General features: G+C 69.2%; 17 protein-coding genes and 1 tRNA gene. 4 read left to right on the top strand and 14 right to left on the bottom strand.

The annotated features are described in order from the left end of the window. The 6 genes from FV242_RS25850 to FV242_RS25825 all read right to left on the bottom strand — a co-directional run. A partial coding sequence (locus FV242_RS25850) for a sugar transferase (protein WP_147940924.1) occupies nt 1-310 on the bottom strand: 310 nt, incomplete at its 3' end. A 683-nt stretch (nt 311-993) separates the two neighbouring features. Continuing rightward, nucleotides 994-1,482 (bottom strand): DUF6538 domain-containing protein, encoded by a 489-nt coding sequence (locus tag FV242_RS25845; RefSeq protein ID WP_147940923.1) that lies wholly within the window; start codon nt 1,480-1,482, stop codon nt 994-996. Nucleotides 1,483-1,582: 100 nt separating this feature from the next. After that, a tRNA-Gln gene (locus FV242_RS25840) sits at nt 1,583-1,657 on the bottom strand. A gap of 132 nt (nt 1,658-1,789) precedes the next feature. Beyond that, nucleotides 1,790-3,367: an aldehyde dehydrogenase (NADP(+)) gene (locus tag FV242_RS25835; RefSeq protein ID WP_147940922.1), complete on the bottom strand. Its 1,578-nt coding sequence runs from the start codon at nt 3,365-3,367 to the stop codon at nt 1,790-1,792. Between the two features lie 61 nt (nt 3,368-3,428). After that, nucleotides 3,429-5,099, bottom strand: a complete 1,671-nt coding sequence (locus FV242_RS25830) for a thiamine pyrophosphate-binding protein (RefSeq protein WP_147940921.1) — start codon at nt 5,097-5,099, stop codon at nt 3,429-3,431. Between the two features lie 148 nt (nt 5,100-5,247). Next, complete coding sequence (locus FV242_RS25825; protein WP_147940920.1) at nt 5,248-5,940, bottom strand: GntR family transcriptional regulator; 693 nt, start codon at nt 5,938-5,940, stop codon at nt 5,248-5,250. Between the two features lie 182 nt (nt 5,941-6,122). Between FV242_RS25825 and FV242_RS25820 the strand changes: the two genes are divergently transcribed. After that, entirely contained in the window at nt 6,123-6,842 is a 720-nt protein-coding gene (locus FV242_RS25820; protein WP_147856414.1) for a ribonuclease activity regulator RraA, read from the top strand. A gap of 38 nt (nt 6,843-6,880) precedes the next feature. Here the strand turns inward: FV242_RS25820 and FV242_RS34790 are convergent, their stop codons facing one another. Next, nucleotides 6,881-7,045, bottom strand: coding sequence for a hypothetical protein (locus FV242_RS34790; RefSeq protein WP_187278563.1), 165 nt, complete (start codon nt 7,043-7,045; stop codon nt 6,881-6,883). A 103-nt stretch (nt 7,046-7,148) separates the two neighbouring features. Here FV242_RS34790 and araD point away from each other — a divergent pair, with 103 nt between their 5' ends. Beyond that, nucleotides 7,149-8,879 carry an L-arabinonate dehydratase gene (gene araD, locus FV242_RS25815; protein WP_147940919.1) on the top strand — a complete coding sequence of 577 codons (1,731 nt, stop codon included), beginning with the start codon at nt 7,149-7,151 and terminating at the stop codon, nt 8,877-8,879. Nucleotides 8,880-8,986: 107 nt separating this feature from the next. Then, nucleotides 8,987-9,991 (top strand): SMP-30/gluconolactonase/LRE family protein, encoded by a 1,005-nt coding sequence (locus tag FV242_RS25810; protein WP_147940918.1) that lies wholly within the window; start codon nt 8,987-8,989, stop codon nt 9,989-9,991. A 79-nt stretch (nt 9,992-10,070) separates the two neighbouring features. Here the strand turns inward: FV242_RS25810 and metH are convergent, their stop codons facing one another. The 4 genes from metH to FV242_RS25790 form a co-directional block, all read right to left on the bottom strand. Beyond that, nucleotides 10,071-13,823 (bottom strand): methionine synthase, encoded by a 3,753-nt coding sequence (gene metH / locus FV242_RS25805; RefSeq protein WP_147940917.1) that lies wholly within the window; start codon nt 13,821-13,823, stop codon nt 10,071-10,073. 175 nt (nt 13,824-13,998) lie between these two features. Next, a complete protein-coding gene (locus FV242_RS25800; RefSeq protein ID WP_147940916.1) occupies nt 13,999-14,250 on the bottom strand; it encodes a hypothetical protein in 252 nt (83 codons plus the stop codon). 40 nt (nt 14,251-14,290) lie between these two features. Further along, nucleotides 14,291-15,211 carry a methylenetetrahydrofolate reductase [NAD(P)H] gene (metF, locus tag FV242_RS25795; protein WP_147940915.1) on the bottom strand — a complete coding sequence of 307 codons (921 nt, stop codon included), beginning with the start codon at nt 15,209-15,211 and terminating at the stop codon, nt 14,291-14,293. A gap of 75 nt (nt 15,212-15,286) precedes the next feature. Further along, complete coding sequence (locus tag FV242_RS25790; RefSeq protein WP_147940914.1) at nt 15,287-16,312, bottom strand: metalloregulator ArsR/SmtB family transcription factor; 1,026 nt, start codon at nt 16,310-16,312, stop codon at nt 15,287-15,289. Between the two features lie 123 nt (nt 16,313-16,435). Here FV242_RS25790 and FV242_RS25785 point away from each other — a divergent pair, with 123 nt between their 5' ends. Further along, nucleotides 16,436-17,017: a histidine phosphatase family protein gene (locus FV242_RS25785; protein WP_147940913.1), complete on the top strand. Its 582-nt coding sequence runs from the start codon at nt 16,436-16,438 to the stop codon at nt 17,015-17,017. A gap of 8 nt (nt 17,018-17,025) precedes the next feature. Here the strand turns inward: FV242_RS25785 and FV242_RS25780 are convergent, their stop codons facing one another. The 3 genes from FV242_RS25780 to FV242_RS25770 all read right to left on the bottom strand — a co-directional run bounded on the left by FV242_RS25780 (nt 17,026) and on the right by FV242_RS25770 (nt 20,494). After that, nucleotides 17,026-17,922, bottom strand: coding sequence for a bestrophin family protein (locus FV242_RS25780; RefSeq protein ID WP_147907046.1), 897 nt, complete (start codon nt 17,920-17,922; stop codon nt 17,026-17,028). A gap of 254 nt (nt 17,923-18,176) precedes the next feature. Continuing rightward, nucleotides 18,177-19,112: an ROK family protein gene (locus tag FV242_RS25775; protein WP_147906969.1), complete on the bottom strand. Its 936-nt coding sequence runs from the start codon at nt 19,110-19,112 to the stop codon at nt 18,177-18,179. Beyond that, entirely contained in the window at nt 19,112-20,494 is a 1,383-nt protein-coding gene (locus tag FV242_RS25770; protein ID WP_147940912.1) for a dicarboxylate/amino acid:cation symporter, read from the bottom strand. The genes FV242_RS25775 and FV242_RS25770 overlap by 1 nt, the downstream gene beginning before the upstream one ends. Between the last annotated feature and the right edge of the window lie 365 nt (nt 20,495-20,859).

Raw genomic sequence — 20,859 nt, 5'->3', positions numbered from 1 at the left:
CCAGGTGCGCGGCCAGCACGCCCTCGCCGTCCGTGACCATCGAGCGGAACTTCAGGCAGCCGAAGCTGCGTCCGTCCCGGCCGAGCCGCATGTGCCGGAAGATCGGCGCCTTGCGGTCGCCGGCCCAAACCAGCACGGCGATCAGCAGCATCAGCGGCAGCAGCAGGAACAGCGCAGTCGCCGCCACCCCGATGTCGAGCCCGCGCTTGGCCGCCCAATCCAGCCGAAGCCCACGCGCCACGAACGGCGTCTCCGGCAGAACGGCCTCAGCCGCCTCGCCCACCTGCCCGAGCGTGAGTTCGGCCGTCACGGCGCAGCCGCCGCCAAGCGCGTCCGGATGAGCCGCGAAATCGGCCGCCCCCCGTCGCTGTAATGCACTCTGCAGCATAGTTCCGACCTCTCGACGGCGACGTTCGCCTTAGGTATTGGTTGGATGGTTAATCAATCATTACGTCTAAAAATGGGTAAATCACGGATGTCGATATGAGAATAGAGCCAATATTTAGTTCAAATGGTACTTAGTTAACTGGTCTATGGCCGCATACGTAGTTGGGCGATGCGCGTCGCAGGAAATCTGTTCTCCGCCCGCTTCCAAGCGGGTTCAGCGGCTGAAACCTACGTAGTTTCGGCTCATAGAAACCCGTCTGGCCGGATCGATCGTACGCGACACAGTCACGGATGCCTCGGACGGCATCACCCACGTCGAGCGAGACCCATCGGTCGGGTGCGCTACGAGTACACCGGCAGAAAGACCTGTCCTCGCATCACGAGACCGAGCTGGTCGATTGCGATCCGTCGGTCGTGGGCGAACCCGTGGTGCCGCCCACGTCAGCGCCACGCCATATCGCTGATCGCTCGGGCTACGGGCGGCGTGAAGCCCGATGCCGGCAAGGTTCGGCACGCGGCCCCTCGCGCGCACTGAGACATCGGCCGACGGGATCGAAGCTACGCCTCGATGAACGATCACACCGATCTGCCGTATGCCGGGCGCGATCACGCTTGAGCCACCGGTGCACAATAGAAAATGCCGCCGGTCTCCCCGATGATCTCCACGACCCAGTCCCAGGTGGAATCGCAACGGGCGGCCCCGGTCTTACGGCACGCTGCAGCGACCCGGTCGGCGACGCTCATCCGCCGATCGGCACGCCGGCTCGCCTCAGGATCGAAGTCCGGTTCTGCACGTTCTGCCGCAGCGATCCGGTCGAGTTTTTCAAGGTGAGCCAATAGGCTTTCGCGAAAGATGCCGTCGAGCTGGCGGCGGCTCATGATGAGATCGGGTCCGGGCTCGCTCATGGCGCGATGAAAAAGCTGATCGGAATGAGCCGTGAGCTGGCTCGCGAGGAAGCGTGCCCTGGCCGGGTCGCGCGTGCCTAGGCTTACCACGAGCTGCTTGGAACGGCAGAATCGGATCAGCGCCAGCGGGATCCGGCGGCGCCAGGAATAGCTCCCACCGCGCCTGTAAGCATGAGCGATAGCCGGCACTGGGCACCTCGTGTGAGACACGCATGTGCAACACCGATGTGTGCCGACGCCTCCCGCTTCAGCGGGAAATCGTTCGAAACCAGAGACTTACGCGAAAGCTTGGCTGGGGCGCCAGGATTCGAACCTGGGAATGGCGGTACCAAAAACCGCTGCCTTACCACTTGGCGACGCCCCACCGTGGGCCGGGGGCTGTCTAGACGGGCAGCCCCGGCGTGGCAAGCGGTCGTTCGGGCGCGAACGGCGGGGTTGGAGCCTGTGGCGCGCGGGGATGGCTGGCTGCGTGCCTGGCCCCGTGGCCCTGGGGCCGTCAGCGGCGCTCGAGGGTGCCGTCGAGCCTGCGCGGGAGGTTGAGCGGGTTGGCTTCCTGGAGCGCTGCGGGCAGCAGGGCGTCGGGGAGGTCTTGGTAGCTCACCGGCCGGAGGAACCGGTCGATCGCGAGGCTCCCCACCGAGGTCGTGCGCCCGTCCGAGGTCGCCGGGTACGGGCCGCCATGGACCATGGCGTGTGCCACTTCGACCCCCGTGCCGAAACCGTCGACCAGGATGCGTCCGACCCGACGCTCGAGCAGCGGGAGCAGCCCACGCACGGCCGCGTGATCCTCGAGGGCGATGTGCAGGGACGCCGTGAGCTGTCCCTCGAGCTGCTCGAGCACCGCCCGCATCGCGGCGAGGTCTGCGCAGCGCACCACCAGGGCGGCCGCGCCGAACATCTCCTCCTGCAGCGCCGGCTCGGCCAGGAAAGTGTCCGAATCGGTGGCGAACAGGGCTGCCCGGCCCTGAGTGGCCGCGCCGTTCGGCCCTTCGGCGAGCTGCGTCACGGCGGCGTGGCGGCCCAGGCGCGCGACGCCCTCGCAATAGGCGCGGTGGATGCCGGGGGTCAGCATGGTCGCGGCCGGGCTCTCCCGCAGGACGGCCGTGGCCGAGGCCAGGAAGGCGTCGAGGCCGGGGCCGGGCACCGCCAGGATCAGGCCCGGGTTGGTGCAGAACTGGCCGGCGCCCAGCGTCAGCGAGGCCGCGAAGGCCCGCCCTATCGCCTCGCCCCGGGTCGCCAAGGCGCCCGGGAACAGCAGGACCGGGTTGATGCTGCTCATCTCGGCATAGACCGGGATCGGACGGGGGCGCTTGGCCGCGATCTCCATCAGGGCGGTGCCGCCCCGGCGCGATCCGGTGAAGCCGACCGCGGCGATCCGGTGGTCAGCCACCAGCCCCTGCCCGATCGACTGGCCCGTATCGAACAGCAGCGAGAACACCCCTTCCGGCAGGCCGCTCGCGGTGACCGCCTTCTGGATCGCCCGGCCGACCAGCTCGGAGGTGCCAGGATGGGCCGGGTGCGCCTTGACGATCACCGGGCAGCCGGCCGCCAGCGCCGAGGCGGTGTCGCCGCCGGCCACCGAGAAGGCGAGCGGGAAGTTGCTGGCGCCGAACACCGCCACCGGTCCCACGGCGAGCATCCGCAGGCGTAAATCCGGCCGCGGCAGCGGCTTGCGGTCCGGCAGCGCCGGATCGATGCGGATCTGGAATGCGCTGCCCTCGCGCAGGATTCCGGAAAACAGGCGTAGCTGACCCACGGTGCGGCCGCGCTCGCCCTCGATCCGGGGCCGGGGCAGACCGGTCTCCGCCATGCAGCGGGTGACGAGATCATCGCCGATGTCGAGGATGTTGGCGGCGATCGCCTCCAGAAAGGCCGCCCGGGCCTCCGGCGCGGTCTCGCGGTAGGTGTCGAAGGCGGAATCCGCCAGGGCGCAGACCCGGTCGAGATCGGCGAGGCTCGCGCCGGGGAAATCGGGTTCCAGGGTGTTGCCGGTGGCCGCCTCCACGGCCTGGAACGCGGCCTGCGTGCCTCGCTGGGCCTGAGCGCCGATCAGGTTCTCGCCACGCACGGTCATAATCGACTCCTGTTCGAAACGGGTGCGGACGCTCCGCACCGGGTCGGTGAGACGAGGCCTCTCAGCCCTCGCGTGCCGCCAGGGCCTTCGCGCGGATCGCTGCTAGGGTCATGGTCGGTGTCAGCGCCTCTGGGTCGACGAGGCAGTGGATCATCGCCGGCAGGCCGGCGGCGAGGCTGCGCTCGAAGGCGGGGGCGAACTCTTCAGTGCGCTCGACGCGCTCGCCATGGCCGCCGCAGGAGCGGGCCAGGGCGGCGAAATCCGGATTGCGCAGTTCGGTCGCGGAGACCCGCCCGGGATACTCGCGCTCCTGGTGCATCCGGATCGTGCCGTACATGCCATTGTCCAGGACCACGACGACGATCGCGATGCCGTACTGCACGGCGGTGGCGAATTCCTGCACGGTCATCATCACGTCGCCGTCACCCGCGAGCGTCACGACGATCCGCTCAGGCGTGCTGCGCTTGGCCATCACGGCGGCGGGCAGGCCGTAGCCCATCGACCCCGAGGTCGGGGCGAGCTGCGTGCCGAACGCGCGGAACCGGTAGTAGCGATGGATCCAGGTGGCGAAGTTGCCGGCGCCGTTGCAGATCACCGCATCGCGCGGCAGCCGCTCCCGCAGCCAGGTGATCGCCTGGCCGTACTGGAACGCCCCGGGCTTGGGTTCCGGCGCCTCCGACCAGGCGCGGTAGGAGGCGTGTGCCTCGGCGGCGCGCCCTGCCCCCGGTGCGTCGTAGCGCGGCAGGGCGGCGCAGAACGCCCCCGGGCTCGCCTGGATCGCCAGGGCTGGCTGATAGACCCGGCCGAGTTCCTCCGGATCGGGATGGACGTGGACCAGCGGCAGCCCGGGATTGGGGATGCCGAGCAGCCCGTAGGACTGGGCCGGCATCTCGGAGAGACGCCCGCCGACCATGAGCAGCAGGTCTGACGCCTGGATGAGGGCCAGGAGGTCCGGGTTCGGTCCGATCCCGAGTTCGCCGGCGAAGTTCGGGTGGTCGGCATCGAACAGGTTGGCCCGCCGGAACGAGACCGCCATCGGCACGTCGTGGCTCTCGGCCCAGGCGGCCAGGGCGGTGCGGGCGGCCTCCGTCCAGCGTGCGCCGCCGAGCAGCACGACCGGTCGCCGCGCCGCGGCCAGCAGGGTGCGCAGCCGCTCGACATCCTCAGGCGACGGGGCGGGCTCGGCCGGGACCACCCGCGGCGCGTCGGCGACCGCCACCACATCGTCGAGCATGTCCTCCGGGAGGGCGATCACCACCGGCCCGGGGCGGCCCTGCAGCGCGACCCGGAAGGCCCGCGCGAGGATCTCCGGGATGCGGGCTGCGTCGTCGATCTCCACCGCCCACTTGGCCAGCCCACCGAACATCTGGCGGTAATCGACTTCCTGGAACGCCTCCCGGCCCCGCATCGCCCGGCCGATCTGCCCGACGAACAGGATCATCGGCGTCGAATCCTGGCGCGCGATGTGGACGCCCGCCGAGGCGTTGGTGGCTCCGGGGCCGCGGGTGACGAAGCAGATGCCCGGACGGCCGGTGAGCTTGCCGGCGGCTTCCGCCATGATCGCGGCGCCGCCCTCCTGCCGGCACACGAGCACGTCGATGCCGCTGTCGCGCAGGGCGTCGAGCACCGCGAGGTAGCTCTCGCCGGGGACGCAGGTCACCCGCTCGATGCCCTGGACGAGCAACTGATCGACGAGCACCTGCGCACCGGTGCGTGGGGGCAATCCGCTCAAGCCGTTTCTCCCTGGCGATGATGCCGCCCGGAGGAGGTCTCCAGGGGCGGCCGGCCTGTTGCAGCCGTGCGCCTTACCGATGCCGTGTCCTGGGATGCGACTGATATTTCAGCCTCAGGGTAGGGCTGCGGGTGGCCCGGTCAACCTGTCAGACCAGAGGTCGTCGGTCGAGGGCCCGTCGCGTCATCTGATCGAGGAGATCGAACAGGGTCGCGATTCCGGCAAGGGCCCGCTCGGCGTTTCGGGCGGCGATGCCGGCCACGATCGTAGCGTGGATTCCAGCGCAGTCTTGGAAACTGGCGGTGGGCTCGTGGCTGTACCAGAACCGCCGGGACTGGGCGTGGAGCGGGCCCATCGTGCTGGTCAGCGTCTGGTTGTAGGCTGCTCCGACCATCGCCTCGTGCAGGGTGCGCTTGAGCCGGAAGTAGACCTCGCGATCCCGGGCACCCGCGGCCACGAGCAAGCCCTCGGTATGACGCTGCAGGGCGTCCAGGTCGTTGTCGGAGGCGCGGACGATGATGCAGCGGGCCATCGTCTCGTCCAGCGGGCGCCGGACCTCCAGCAATTCTAGGTGGCGGATGACGTCGACCGGGGTGACGAGCACGCCGCGGCGCGGATGGACCTCGACGAAGCCGATCGTCTTGAGCCGCGCCAGCGCCTCGCGGACCGGGGTGCGCCCGAGCGCCAGTTCCGCGCCGAGCTCGCCCTCCGACACCATCGCGCCCGGTGCGAGGCGGCGGCTGATGATCATCTGCTCGATGGCGTCGTAGGCGGTCTCGGCGAGGGACCGAGTCCGTCCCGCGTCGGTCGCGATCGCGCGCGCGTCGGGGCCCGCCGTCAAGCTCCTCGCATCCCCCAACCCGATCCCCTCCCGAAGCCTTGGCTTGCTTCAGTTGACAATGGCTCCAGTCGGCGCCCTACTCAAGCGCTGAGATATCAGGGGTCGCCCAGGGCGCAACTGCGCCGACCGGATCCTCGACGATCCGGGCTCGATGGCGACCGCCTTCATGGGAGGAGATGCGGATGGCCGGGCTGTCCCCTGCGACGCGCGACAAGCTCAAGACCGTCAGCACGGCGACGCTGATGACCGCGCTGTTCAAGCGCGGCCTGCGCAACCAGATGATCCAGGGCGTGCGCCCGCTGAAGGCCGGCGGCGGCACGATGGTCGGCGAGGCGTTCACCCTGCGCTACATGCCCGCCCGCGAGGACCTGAACCCGATCACGGTGTTCCGCGACCGCGCGCATCCGCAGCGCAAGGCGGTGGAGGAATGCCCGCCCGGCGCCGTGTTCGTGATCGACAGCCGCAAGGACGCCCGCGCCGCCTCGGCCGGCTCGATCTTGGCGACCCGGCTGATGGTGCGGGGCTGCGCCGGGCTCGTCACCGACGGCGGTTTCCGCGACGCCGACGAGATCGCCCAGCTCGACATGCCGAGCTACCACGTGCGCCCCTCGGCGCCGACGAACCTGACCCACCACCAGGCCATCGACATCAACGTGCCGATCGGCTGCGGCGACGCCCCGGTCTTCCCGGGCGACGTGATCGTGGGCGACGGCGACGGCGTGGCGGTGATTCCGGCCCATCTCGCCGACGAGGTCGCCGACGAGGCGGTGGAGATGACCGCCTACGAGGATTTCGTAACCGAAGAGGTCCGCAAGGGGCGCTCGATCCTCGGCCTCTATCCAGCCACCGACGAGCAGAGTCTCGCCGACTTCGCCGCGTGGCGGAAGCAGACCGGGCGCTGACAAAGGCTGGCCCCGGTACGGTGACGCGTGCGGCTCTATCAGGACGTCCGTGAGACGCTCGGGATCGACTGTGGGCGGTTCGGGTCGACCGGCGTGCAACGCCAGCGCGCCGGCGAAGACAACGATACCATCCCGGCGGAGGCCACTGGCACCTGCGAGGCCAGACTGTATTTCTCGGCGGCCTGCGCGGTCAGCTCCAGCATCGTCGCCTTCTTTGCGGCCCGCTCCGCTGTGGCGGCCAAGGCGTCGCCGAAGCCGAACCGATCCACTCTGCCCGACCGAACGCGTGAGACCGGAGACCGCTTGATGACCGCACACAAGAAGACCCTCGGTGATCTGCGCAGTCAGCGCTGGTTCGGCGCCACCGACCTGCGCAGCTTCGGCCACCGCTCGCGGATGCTTCAGATGGGCTACGAGCGCGCCGACTTCACCGGCAAGCCGATCGTCGGGATCATCAATACCTGGAGCGACATCAATCCCTGCCACCAGCATTTCAAAGCGCGCGTCGAGCACGTGAAGCGCGGCGTCTGGCAAGCGGGCGGGTTTCCGATCGAACTCCCGGCGCTCTCCTTGTCCGAAAACTTCGTCAAGCCGACCACGATGCTCTACCGCAACCTCCTGGCCATGGAGGTGGAGGAGCTGCTGCGTCAGCACCCGGTCGACGGGGCGGTGCTGATGGGCGGTTGCGACAAGACCACGCCCGGCACGGTGATGGGCGGCATCTCCATGAACCTGCCGATGATCTTCCTGCCGGCCGGGCCGATGATGCGGGGGCATTCCGGCGGGACGATCCTCGGCTCGGGCTCCGACGTCTGGAAGTACTGGGCCGAGAAGGAAGCCGGCGCCATCACCACGCAGCAGTGGAACGACATGGAGGCGGGCATCGCCCGCTCGGCGGGAACCTGCATGACCATGGGCACGGCCTCGACGATGACGTCGATCACCGAGGCTCTGGGCCTGTCGCTGCCGGGCTCGGCCTCGATTCCCGCTGCCGACGCCGATCACCCCCGCATGGCCAGCGCCTGCGGCCGGCGCATCGTCGAGATGATCTGGGAGGACCTGAAGCCGTCCGACATCCTCGACCGGCGCTCGATCGACAACGCCTTGGTGGTCCACAACGCGCTGGCCGGCTCGACCAACGCGATGATCCATCTGGTGGCGATGGCCGGGCGGGCCGGGATACCGATCAAGCTCGCGGAGTTCGACGAGTTCGCCCAGAAGGTGCCGGTGATCGCCAACCTGCGGCCCTCGGGCCAGTGGCTGATGGAGGATTTCCACATCGCCGGCGGCATCCGGGCGCTGATGGTGCGGCTGTCCCCCCTCCTCCACCTCGACGCCCGCTCGGTCACGGGCGGTACGGTCGGCGACGGGCTCGCCGGCATGAGCGTCTACAACGACGACGTGATCCGCCCGCTGGACAAGCCGATCGTGACGACCGGCGGCACCGCGATCCTGTACGGCAACCTTGCGCCGCATGGCTGCGTGATCAAGCCGCCGGCCGCGGATCCGCGCTTCCTCAAGCATACCGGCCCGGCCCTGGTGTTCGACGATTACGACGCCATGAGCGCGGCGGTGAACGACCTCGACCTCGACGTCACCCCGGACCACATCATGGTCCTGCGCAACGCCGGCCCGATCGGCGGCCCGGGCATGCCGGAATGGGGCATGCTGCCGATCCCGAAGGTGCTGCTCCGGCAGGGCGTGCGCGACATGCTGCGGATCTCGGACGCGCGCATGAGCGGCACCAGCTACGGCGCCTGCATCCTGCACGTCTCGCCGGAATCGGCGGCCGGCGGGCCGCTGGCCGCGGTGCGCAACGGCGACCGCATCACGGTCGACGTGGCCGAGCGGCGCATCCACCTGCACCTCGACGAGGCCGAGATCGCCGCCCGCGTGGCCGCGTTCGTACCGCCGAACCGGGCCTATCCGCGGGGCTACAACCGCCTGTTCGCCCAGCACGTCCGACAGGCGCACGAGGGCTGCGACTTCGATTTCCTGGAGGGCGCCGGCGGCATTCCCGAACCCGAGATCCACTGACGCCAACCCGCCGCCCGCGATCCCAGCCCGGCGCAAGGAAGCCCATCGGCACAGCGGCCTGCACGCTGTCGGCAAGCGCCGGCGGCGGAAACGAAGAGGGAGGATATATGGCCACGATCGCACGCAGAGGCTTGCTCGCGGGTGCGGCCCTGCTTGGAGCCGCGCGGGCCGCCGGAGCCGGATGGGAGCCGTCGCAGCGTGTGCCCGATCCGGCCGTCGAGGTGCTCGATCCGGCCTTCGCCAAGTGCCGCCTGGCCTCCGCCACCGTGGAGCGGGTCGCCACCGGCCTGCGCTGGGCCGAGGGGCCGGTCTGGTTCGGCGACATGGGGGCGCTGCTGTTCAGCGACGTGGTCAACGACCGGATCATGCGCTGGGACGAGGCCTCCGGCGCGCTCACGGTGTTCCGCAAGCCGTCCGCCTATGCCAATGGCAACACCCGGGACCGGCAAGGGCGCCTCGTCACCTGCCAGCACAAGACCCGGAGCGTCACCCGGACCGAGCATGACGGCTCGATCACCACGCTGCTCGATCGGTTCGACGGCAAGCCGCTCAATTCGCCCAACGACGTGGTCTGCCATTCCGACGGCGCCATCTGGTTCACGGACCCGGCCTTCGGGCCGAGCCCGCACGAGTCGATGGCGGCTCCGGAGCTTCCGGGCAACGTCTACCGGATCGACCCGGCCAGCGGGCAGGTTAGCCTTGCAGTGGCAGGGCTCGCCGGTCCGAACGGGCTGGCCTTCTCACCGGACGAGTCCAAGCTCTACGTCATCGAGGCGCGCGCCAAGCCGAACCGCCTGATCCGCGTCTACGACATCGTCGAGAACGGCACCAAGGCCGCCAACGGACGGCTGTTCTTCGACGCCGGCACGGGGACGCCGGACGGATTCCGGGTCGACGTCGATGGCAACCTGTGGTGCGGCTGGGGCATGAGCGAGGCCGAGGACGGCGTGCTCGTCCTGTCGCCGCAAGCCAAGCCGATCGGCCGGATCCGCCTGCCCGAGCGCTGCGCCAACCTCTGCTTCGGCGGCCTCGAGCGCAACCTGCTGCTGATGGCCGCCTCGCACGCGGTCTACGCGCTCTACGTCAACACGCGGGGCGCCGGGACCTGCTGATCCCGATCGATCGCACGACGCATCCGGCGGCGACCCCGTTTCACGGAGACGGGCCGCCGTTGGATGCGTGGCTGCCCCCCTACTCCGCGGCCTCCGCCAGATACCGCGTCGGGTCGTAGTTCAGGATCGGCCCGAGCCAGCGCTCGACCTCACGGATGTCCATGCCCTTGCGCAGGGCGTAATCCTCGACCTGATCGCGCTCGACCTTGGCGACGCCGAAGTAATGCGCCTGCGGGTGCGCCAGGTAGAGTCCCGAGACCGAGGAGCCCGGCCACATGGCGTAGGACTCGGTCAGCTTCACCCCGATCCGTCGCTCGGCCTTCAGGAGATCGAACAACTGCGTCTTCTCGGTGTGATCGGGCTGGGACGGGTAGCCCGGGGCCGGGCGAATGCCGGCATAGGGCTCGCTCGTCAGTTCCGCCGGCGTGTAGCTCTCGTCCGCCGCGTAGCCCCAGAACTCCCGGCGGACGCGCTCGTGCATGCGCTCGGCGAAGGCCTCGGCGATCCGGTCGGCCAGCGCCTTCACCAGGATCGCCCGGTAATCGTCGTTGGCCCGCTCGAACCGCTCGGCGATCCGCACCTCCTCCAGGCCGGCCGTCACCACGAAGCCGCCGACGTAATCGGCGATGCCGGTCTCCGCGGGGGCGACGAAGTCCGACAGGCAGGTGTTGGGCCGGCCGTCACGCTTCGAGAGCTGCTGGCGCAGACCGTGGAAGGTCGCCAGCCGATCGCTGCGGCTCTCGCCGGTGTAGAGCACGATGTCGTCGCCGACGCTGTTGGCCGGCCAGAAGCCGATCACGCCCTTCGGGTTGAACCAGCGCTCCGCCACGATCTGCTTGAGCATCTCCTGCGCATCCTCGTAGAGGGCGCGTGCCGCGGGACCCTGGTCCGGGTCGTCGAGGATCGCCGGGAAGCGGCCCTTGAACTCGTAGGTCTGCAGGAACGGCGTCCAGTCGATATAGGGGACGAGGTCGGCGACCTCGTAAGACCCGAACACCCGGGCATCCGTGAAGGCCGGCTTCTTCGGCGCGTAGCCCGACCAATCGACCTTGAACGCGTTCGCCCGGGCCTTGGCCAGGGGCAGGCGCTGCTTGTCGAGCTCCGAGCGGGCATGGGCGGCCGAGACCTTGGCGTACTCGGCACGCACCTTCTCGATCGTCGTGTCGCGGGTCTCCTTCGACAGCAGGCTCGACACCACGCCGACCGCGCGGCTTGCATCGGTGACGTAGACCGCCTGACCCTTGGCGTAGGCCGGGTGGATCTTCACCGCGGTGTGGACGCGGCTCGTGGTGGCGCCGCCGATCAGCAACGGCACGGAAAAACCCTCGCGCTCCATCTCGCCCGCGACATGGACCATCTCGTCGAGCGACGGCGTGATCAGGCCGGACAGGCCGACGATGTCGACGTTCTCCTTGCGGGCCACGTCGAGGATCTTGGCGGCCGGGACCATCACGCCGAGATCGATGATCTCATAGTTGTTGCAGGCCAGCACGACGCCGACGATGTTCTTGCCGATGTCGTGGACGTCGCCCTTCACGGTGGCCATCAGCACCTTGCCGGCGGCCTGGCGCTTGCCGTCGCCACCATTGGCGCGCTTCTCCTCCTCCATGTAAGGCTCGAGATAGGCGACCGCCTGCTTCATCACCCGGGCGGACTTCACCACCTGGGGCAGGAACATCTTGCCGGCGCCGAACAGGTCGCCGACCACGTTCATGCCGGCCATCAGCGGGCCCTCGATGACGTGGAGCGGGCGCTCGACGCCCTGCCGCGCCTCCTCGGTGTCGGCGACGATGTACTCGGTGATGCCGTTGACCAACGCGTGCTCGATGCGCTTGGCCACAGGGGCTTCGCGCCAGGTCAGGTCGGCGGTCTTAGCCTGGGCGGAGGCACCGGTCTTGAAGCGCTCGGCCGATTCCAGCAGGCGCTCGGTGGAATCGTCCCGGCGGTTGAGGACCACGTCCTCGCACAGCTCGCGCAGCTCCGCCGGAATCTCGTCGTAGACGGCCAGCTGGCCGGCGTTGACGATACCCATGTCCATCCCGACCTGGATGCAGTGGTACAGGAACACTGCGTGCATCGCCTCGCGCACCGGCTCGTTGCCGCGGAACGCGAAGCTCAGGTTCGAGACGCCGCCTGAGATGTGGGCGTGCGGAAGGGTCTCGCGGATCGTCCGAGTCGCCTCGATGAAGGCGACCCCGTAGCCGTTATGCTCCTCGATGCCGGTGGCCACCGCGAAGATGTTCGGATCGAAGATGATGTCTTCCGGCGGGTAGCCGACCTGCTCGGTCAGGATCCGGTAGGCCTTGGTGCAGATCTCGACCTTGCGCTCGTAGGTGTCCGCCTGGCCCTGCTCGTCGAAGGCCATCACCACCACGGCAGCCCCGTAGGAGCGGCAGATCTTGGCGGCCTCGATGAACTTCTCCTCGCCCTCCTTCATGGAGATCGAGTTCACGATCGCCTTGCCCTGGATGCATTTCAGGCCGGCCTCGATCACCTCGAACTTCGAGGAATCGACCATGACCGGGACCCGGGCGATATCGGGCTCGGCAGCGACGAGGTTGAGGAACTCGACCATCGCCTTCTGCGAGTCGAGCAGGCCTTCGTCCATGTTGACGTCGATCACCTGGGCGCCCGCCGCGACCTGATCGCGGGCGACATCGAGGGCGGCGGCGTAGTCGCCGTTGGTGATGAGCTTCCTGAACTTGGCCGACCCGGTGACGTTGGTGCGCTCACCGACGTTCACGAACGGGATTTCCTTGGTGAGCACGAAGGGCTCCAGGCCCGAGAGCCGCATCAGGCGCGGGATCTCGGGGGTCTGCCGGGGCGTCTTGCCGGCGACCGCCTCGCTGATCGCCCGGATATGATCCGGCGTGGTGCCGCAGCACCCTCCGACCATGTTGACCAGGCCGGCTTGCGCGAACTCTCCGACCAGCGCCCCCATGGCCTCCGGACTCTCGTCGTAGAGACCGAACTCGTTGGGCAGGCCGGCGTTCGGGTAGGCGCAGACCAGGGTGTCGCAGATCCGCGACAGCTCGGCGATGTGGCCGCGCATTTCGCGGGCGCCCAACGCGCAGTTCAGGCCGAAGGTCAGCGGATCGGAGTGGCGGAGCGCATTCCAGAATGCCGCCGGAGTCTGGCCCGACAGCGTCCGGCCCGACAGGTCGGTGATCGTGCCGGAGATCTGGATCGGCAGGCGGATCCCGGTCTCCTCGAACACGGCCCAGGCCGCGGCCACTGCTGCCTTGGCGTTGAGCGTGTCGAAGATCGTCTCGATCAGGATCAGCTCGGCGCCGCCGGCGATCAGGCCGCGGACCTGCTCCATGTAGGCGGTCTTGACCTGATCGAAGGTCACTGCGCGGTAGCCGGGATTGTTCACGTCCGGCGAGATCGACAGCGTACGGTTCGTCGGGCCGATGGCGCCGGCGACGAAGCGGCGGCGACCATCCTGTTTCTCAGCGAGCTGCGCCGCCTCGCGGGCGAGCCGCGCGCCCTCCCGGTTCAGGTCGTGGATGATCGATTCGAGGCCGTAATCGCCTTGCGCGATGGTGGTGCCGGAGAACGTGTTGGTCTCACAGACGTCGGCGCCGGCCAGGAAGTAATCCAGATGGATCTGCCGGATCGCGTCCGGCTGCGTCAGGATCAGGAGGTCGTTGTTGCCCTTCTGGTCGTTCGGATGATCCTTGAACCGGTCTCCGCGGAAATCCGCCTCGGTCAGACCGAGCCGCTGAATGACGGTGCCCATCGCCCCGTCGAGGACGAGGATCTTCTCCGACGCGCGCTGGCGCAGCGCGGTTGCGATCTCGGTGCCGTCGACGGGCGGAAAGTCAGTCATGATCGGTCCCAACAGATCACCTCAACCTGAGGTGCCGGAGCGAAACGGAGGCTTCGGAGGAGGCCTCCAGATGTCTTAGCGTTCCCTGGAACCCTCCCGCGAGGCCGCGTCGCGGCACCTCAGGACGAGGCGGAGGGTGTGATCTTGTCTTGAACCGGTCCGGCGTTCGACCGGATCAGTGCGCCTTCCCCAGGGCGGCGGGCCGCGTCTCGATCGCGTCGACGCGTTCTTCGACCTCGGCCGCCGCGTAGCGCCCTAGGGGCGATTCGCCGTCGACGGCGTCCCGAAGATTGCCGGACCGACGCTCGATTTGGTCGTGTCGCTGGTTGACCACGGTGAACGCGCGCGCGGCATTCCGCCTGCGGTCTCGTATATCGGTCCGTATCCCCCAGCGAATCGGAAGAACGCTATCCTGCGGTTCGGTCATGGTCCTAACCCCCTGCCGCCCGAACCGGGCGCAGCTGAATTTAAGCCGCCGCCTTCTCCGCCGCCAGCTTCGGCGCCTGCGCGCGCAGGCCGAGCAGGTGGCAGATCGCGTAGACGAGGTCGGAGCGGTTCATCGAGTAGAAGTGGAAGTCCTGGACGCCCTCGTCCACCAGGTCGAGCACCTGCTCGGCCGCCACGGCGGCGGCGACGAGCCGGCGGGTCTCCACGTCGTTGTCCAGCCCCTCGAACCGGGCTGCCAGCCAGTAGGGCACCGAGGCACCGGTGCGCCGGGCGAAGTTCGCCGACTGCTTGAAGTTCTGCACCGTCAGGATGCCCGGGATGATCGGGATCGTGATCCCGACGGCCCGGACCTTCTCGAGATAGCGCAGATAGACCTCGTTCTCGAAAAAGAACTGCGTGATCGCCTGGTCGGCGCCGGCATCGACCTTGGCCTTCAGGGCGTCGATGTCGGCATCGAGGGTGGCGGCCTCCGGGTGCTTCTCGGGATAAGCCGAGACCGAGACTTTGAAGTCGCCGATGCGCTTGATTCCCGCCACCAACTCGGCGGTCGTGGCGTAGCCTTCAGGATGCGGCCGGTAGGCGTGGCCGACGCCGTCGGCCGGATCGCCGCGCAGGGCCACGATGTGGCGGACGCCGACATCCCAATAGGACTGCACAACCGCGTCGATCTCCTCGCGGCTGGCATCCACGCAGGTCAGGTGCGCAGCCGGCTTGAGGGTCGTCTCGCGGATCATCCGGGCGACCGTGTTGTGTGTGCGCTCCCGGGTCGAGCCGCCCGCCCCGTAGGTCACGGAGACGAATTTCGGCTGAAGCGGTGCCAGACGCTCGATCGACGACCACAGGACCTTCTCCATCTCGTCGGTCTTGGGCGGGAAGAATTCGATCGAGACGCGGATCGGGTGGTAGCCGTCTCGGCTGGCGCGGTGGGTGGGGCGGCGCATCGGATCTCGTCCTCTATGTCGGTCGGTTCAGACGATAAGGGTGACAGGTTGTGTGAGGGCCGCCGGACTTCGGGGTCAGGCGACCGCTCGCTGGAGCGGTTCGGCGGCGCGGTCGAGGCCGGCCTGCCGGTGACCGGCTTCCTGCGCGAGCCACAGCGTGACGGTCAGCTGGCCGACCTCCCGGGGCACCAGATCGCGGGTTGCGACCGTGGCGAGCCCAGCCTCGGCCAGCCAGCCGGAGACTTGGTCCGCGGAGAAGCCGAGCCGGCGATGGGCCTGGCTCGTCCGCAGGAATTCGAGATCGTGCGGCGCGAAATCCACCACCAGGAGCCGTCCGCCCGGCGCCACGAGACGCACGGCGCCCCGCAGGGCACGGGCCGGATCGTCGAGATAGTGGAGCACCTGATGCACCACCACCAGATCGAAGCTCGCCCGGGCGAAGGGCGGCGCGTGGATATCGCCCTGGCGCAAGTCCACGCGCGACAAACCCCGCCGCTCCAGGTTGGCCCGGGCGACCGACAGCATGGCGTGGCTCGAATCGAGGCCGGTGGCCCGGGCGGCCCGCGGGGCGAGCAGACCGAGCATCTTGCCGGTGCCGGTGCCGAGATCGATCAGGCTGCCGAGGGGGCGCTCGCCCAGCGCATCGAGGACCGCCGCCTCGACCGTCGCCTCGGGAACGTGCAGGGAGCGCAGCTCATCCCATTTGGGCGCCAGTCGGGCAAAGAAAGTCTGGGCCGTCTCGGCCCTCTGGGTGCGGACCGCGTCGAGCCGGGCCCGATCCTCCGAGAGCGGTGGCGTATTCCGGTCCAACCCGGACAGGAGGGGGTCGGCCAGGCCGGCACGGGCCTCGGACAGGCGGAAGAAAGCCCAGGCTCCTTCCCGATGCCGCTCGACGAGACCGGCTTCCACCAAGAGCTTGAGGTGGCGTGAGATGCGCGGCTGCGACTGGCCCAGGATGTCGGTGAGGTCGGAGACCGACAATTCGCCGTCGGTGAGCAGCGCCAGGATGCGCAGGCGCGTCTCCTCGGCCGCCGCGCGCAGGACGCCCAGGGCTTCTGGAAAAGGGATCGATCCCGCCGTTCGACTCTCAGCGCTAGACATAAAGATATGTTTATGTCCGTTTCATCAGAGGCGCAAGGGTGATGTTGCGGTGCCAGCGTATTGCCTGGTTTTTGGGTGCCGGATGCGTGCAGGTACGTTGCGTGCAGGCACCCGGAGGCGCGCATGTCCCAGACCAAGCTCCCACAGATCACTCTGGTCCGCCACGGTGAGACCGCCTGGAGCTTGTCCGGGCAGCATACCGGGCGCAGCGACATCCCGTTGACGCCGGTGGGCGAGGCGGCGGCCCGTACCCTCGCGCCGCGCCTGGCGGCCGGAGCCTATGCGGCGGTCTGGTCGAGCCCGTCGAGTCGTGCGGCGACCACCTGCGCGCTCGCGGGGTTCGGCGCGGCCCGCACGATCGACCCGGACCTCGCCGAGTGGGATTACGGCGCCTACGAGGGCCGAACCACGAAGGAGATCCTGGCCGAGCGCCCGGGCTGGCGGCTTTTTCGCGACGGCTGCCCCGGCGGCGAAACGGCCGCCGATGTCGGCGCCCGGGCCGACCGGGTCATCGCCCGGATCCGCGCCCTGGATGCGGACCTGATCCTCTTTTCCAGTGCCCATTGTCTGCGCGTGCTCGCCGCCCGCTGGCTCGGCCTGCCGCCGGAGGGCGGCGCGCTGCTGGTGCTCGGTACCGCCAGCGTCAGCGTGCTGGGCTACGAGCACGACCGCAGCGAACCGGTCCTGCGTGCCTGGAACGGCTGATCCCGGCGCTACCGCAGCCAATACCCGTCCGGTGCGAGCGGCGCCGGCATCGGTTCGCCCAGGGCGTGGTGGACGATGCGGTCGACGGCCCGGACCATCGCGTCGAGGGGCAGGTCGTTCGGCTCGGTGCCGAACGGCTCCTCCAATTCGTCGCCGAGGGCGTCGAGGCCGAAGAACGTGTAGCCGACGAGCGCCACTACGACCGGCGTCGCCCAGCCGAGCGAGCCCGCGAGGCCCACCGGCAGCAGCAGGCAGTAGAGCCAGGCCGTGCGGTAGACGAGCAGCGTGTAGGCGAAGGGCAGCGGCGTGTTGGCGATCCGCTCGCAGGCGGTGTGCACCCCGGACAGGGCCTCGATCCGGGTTTCCAGGAGGCCGAACTGGATGTCGGTGAGGCGCCCGGCCCGCATCAGCCCGGCGAGGTCGCGGGTCATGGCGGCCAGGACCGAATCGGTCGGGTTCGGGCCGCAGAGGTCCGAGCCCGGCGCCTTCCCGTCCACCGCGCGGGCCTCGTCGAGGCCGCGCAGGCGGGCGTGCAGGCCGTGCGCGAAGGCCGACAGGCGCCGCAGCTGGGGCGCCGCCTCGGCGGCCGGCAGCAGGGCCGGCATCAGGCGGGCGAGGTTGCGCACCTCGCCGATCAGGCTGCCCCAGGCCTTCCGAGCCTCCCACCAGCGCTCGTAGCAGGCGTTGTTGCGGAAACTCAGGAAGATCGACAGGGCGAGGCCGACCAGCGTGAACGGCGCGACCCCGGCGGTCACCGGGAAGAAAGCGGGCCAGCGCGCCTCCGCCCAGACCACGAGGCAGGAGACCGCGACGATCCCGACGAGTTTCTGGGCCACCCGCGGCAGGATCGAGCCCTGCATCGTGAATAGCAGGGTGAACAGGTTGGGCCGGGTGCGGACGATCATCGGGGCTTCGCGGTAGCGGGTGCGGCCCTCCTGCCCTGCCCTCCCGGCATGGACAAGGGGCCCGCCGTACACGTCCCTGTGGTCTCCCCCCTGTGGTCTCCCGCCTGTGGTCTCCCGCCGCCTTGCCCCGGGCTGCGCCGCCCGGCCGGGCCTTGGAGGTAACTTTCAGGTTCGCCCGACGACCGCGATGTCCAAGGCTCCTCCGGCACCGGCGCATCGGCATCCCGGAGCGGCGGCCAGCTCTCGAGCCGGTGTTATCGGTCGGCTTCCCAGAGCCAGGCCGCCCCGCGCACCCCGGAGGCGTCGCCATGGAGGCTGGCGCGCACGGGGGTGTCGAAGGCGTCGGAGAAGACGTGCGGGGCGATCGCACCGGGCAGTCCGGCGATCAACTCGGGGATGCGCGACAGGCCGCCGCCAATCACGATCACGTCCGGATCCAGCAGGTTGACCACCTGGGCCGCGGCGCGCCCGAGCCGGTCGAGATGCGTCGTCAGGGTTTTCCGCGCGTCCTCGTCGCCGTCGCGGGCGGCGGAGACGACAGCCTCGGCGGTGCGATGGCCGCCGTGCCGACGGGCATGGTCGGCGGCGAGTCCTGGCCCGGACAGCCAGGTCTCGACGCAGCCCCGGCGACCGCAATAGCAATCCGGTCCTGGCTGCTCGTCGGGGGTGGGCGCCGGCAGGGGGCCGTGGCCCCACTCGCCCGCGATGCCGTTGCGGCCGGTGAGCACGCGGCCGTCGATGGCGATGCCCGATCCGACCCCGGTGCCCAGGATTACCGCCCAGACCACCCGGGCGCCGGCCCCGGCGCCGTCGACCGCCTCAGAGACCGCGAGACAGTTGGCGTCGTTCTCGATCCGGACCGGACGGTCGAGCCGCTGCGCGAGGTCGATCCCGAACGGATGACCGTTGAGCCAGTGGGAGTTGGCGTTGCGCACGAGGCCGGTCGCCGGCGACAGGCTGCCGGGCATGCCGATGCCGACGCTGCAAGGAGCGCCGGACGCGGCGCCGGCTTCGGCTTCCAGTCGCTCCACCAGGGCGGCCAGGGCGTCGAGGGTACCCCGGTAATCGCCGCGCGGGGCCGGGACCCGGGCCTCGGCCAGGGTCGCGCCGCTGGAATCCAGCACGATTCCGGCGATCTTGGTGCCGCCGAGATCGATGCCGAGGCGAGCCCGCCCGCTGGGCGCCGGCATCACTCCGCCGCGGCGACCTTGGTGACCTTGGTGTCGGTCCCCATCGGCTGCGGCGCGTGATCGGAGATGTCGGTGCCGATCGCGACCGGATGGGCCATGACCTCGTTGAGCTTGGCCATGTCGAGCTCGCCCTCCCAGCGGCTGACCACCACGCAGGCGACGCCGTTGCCCACGAGGTTGGTGAGCGCGCGGCACTCGGACATGAACTTGTCGATACCGAGCACCAGGGTCATGGCGGCGACCGGGACCGGGCTGTTCGGGATCGCCGAGAGCGTGGCCGCCAGGGTGATGAAGCCGGCGCCCGTCACGCCGGAGGCGCCCTTCGAGGTCAGCATCGCCACCAGGATGATCGTCGCGTATTGCGCGAAGGTCAGGTCCGCACCCACCGCCTGCGCCAGGAACAGCGTGGCGAGCGTCATGTAGATGTTGGTGCCGTCGAGGTTGAACGAGTAGCCGGTCGGGACCACGAGGCCGACCACCGAATCCGAGGCGCCGAGCCGGCGCATCTTGGTCATCAGCTGCGGCAGCACGGTCTCCGACGAGGACGTGCCGACCACGATCAGCAGCTCGTCCTTGATGTAGGCGAGGAAGCGGAAGATCGAGAAGCCCGCGACCTTGGCGATGCTGCCCAGTACCACGACCACGAACAGGATCGCGGTGACGTAGAAGGTGCCGACCAGCCAGGCGAGGTCGTAGATCTTCTGGATGCCGTACTCGCCGATGGTGAACGCCATCGCGCCGAAGGCGCCCACGGGGGCGAGCTTCACCACGATGCCGATGATCTTGAAGAAGATCTGCCCGGCGGTATCGATCGCGCTGTTCACCGCGGCCGCGCGCTCGCCGAGGCTGGTCACGACCACGCCGGTGAGGATCGAGATCAGAAGCACCTGCAGCAGGTCGCCGGTGGCGAAGGGATCCAGGAAGCTCTTGGGGATGATCGCCAGGATGTGGGCGACGGTGGAATCGGCGGCCGCCTTGTTGGCGTAGCTCGCGACCTTGCTGGCATCGAGCTTCGTCGGGTCGGCGTTGAAGCCGGCACCCGGCCGGATCACCTCGCCGACCAGCACGCCGATCAGCAGCGCCAGGGTGGAGACGACCTCGAAATAGACCAGCGCCTTCACGCCGACCCGGCCGACCTTCTTGAGATCGCCGACAGACGCGATGCCGTGTACGATGGTGCAGAAGATGATCGGCGCGATCATCATCTTGATCAGGCCGATGAAGGCGTCGCCGAGCCACTTCATCGCCTTGCCGGTGGCCGGGTCGTACCAGCCCAGCAGCACGCCGAGCACGATGGCGATCAGGACCTGGATATAGAGGACCTTGTACCAGGGCTCGCGGGGAGCGCCGGGCGCGGTCGTCGCGTGGGTTGCGTGTGCCATATCCATCCCGTGCACGGTTGCCGTGCATCCTCCCGATTTGGCGGCACGCTAGCGATAATCGTTCCCCGCCTCAACGGCGGCTCCGCCTTACTCCTCGAACGAAGTGTGACAAAAACCTATCGATCCCCGGCCGAAAGATCTCGGCGGCGGATATTCATCAGCCAACCTAGTCGATCCAGACCAGACGGATCGAATCAACGGTTCGCACGCGACCTCCCGACAGGCCTCATCGTCCCCACGCGCCTGGTGCGCCGGGGGCATGGCCCAAGAAGTCTCCTCACGCTGGACGCGGGACGCCGCGGGAACCCAGGTGTCGGCCAAGTTACGCGCGGGATCCGATCCCCGCGGCGACCCGCGGCATCGGC

Origin of the sequence: Methylobacterium sp. WL64, from assembly GCF_008039945.1 — a bacterium.
GTDB lineage: Bacteria > Pseudomonadota > Alphaproteobacteria > Rhizobiales > Beijerinckiaceae > Methylobacterium.
Note: the sequence above shows the minus strand (reverse complement) of the source record. Positions and strands in the feature narration are given on the sequence as shown.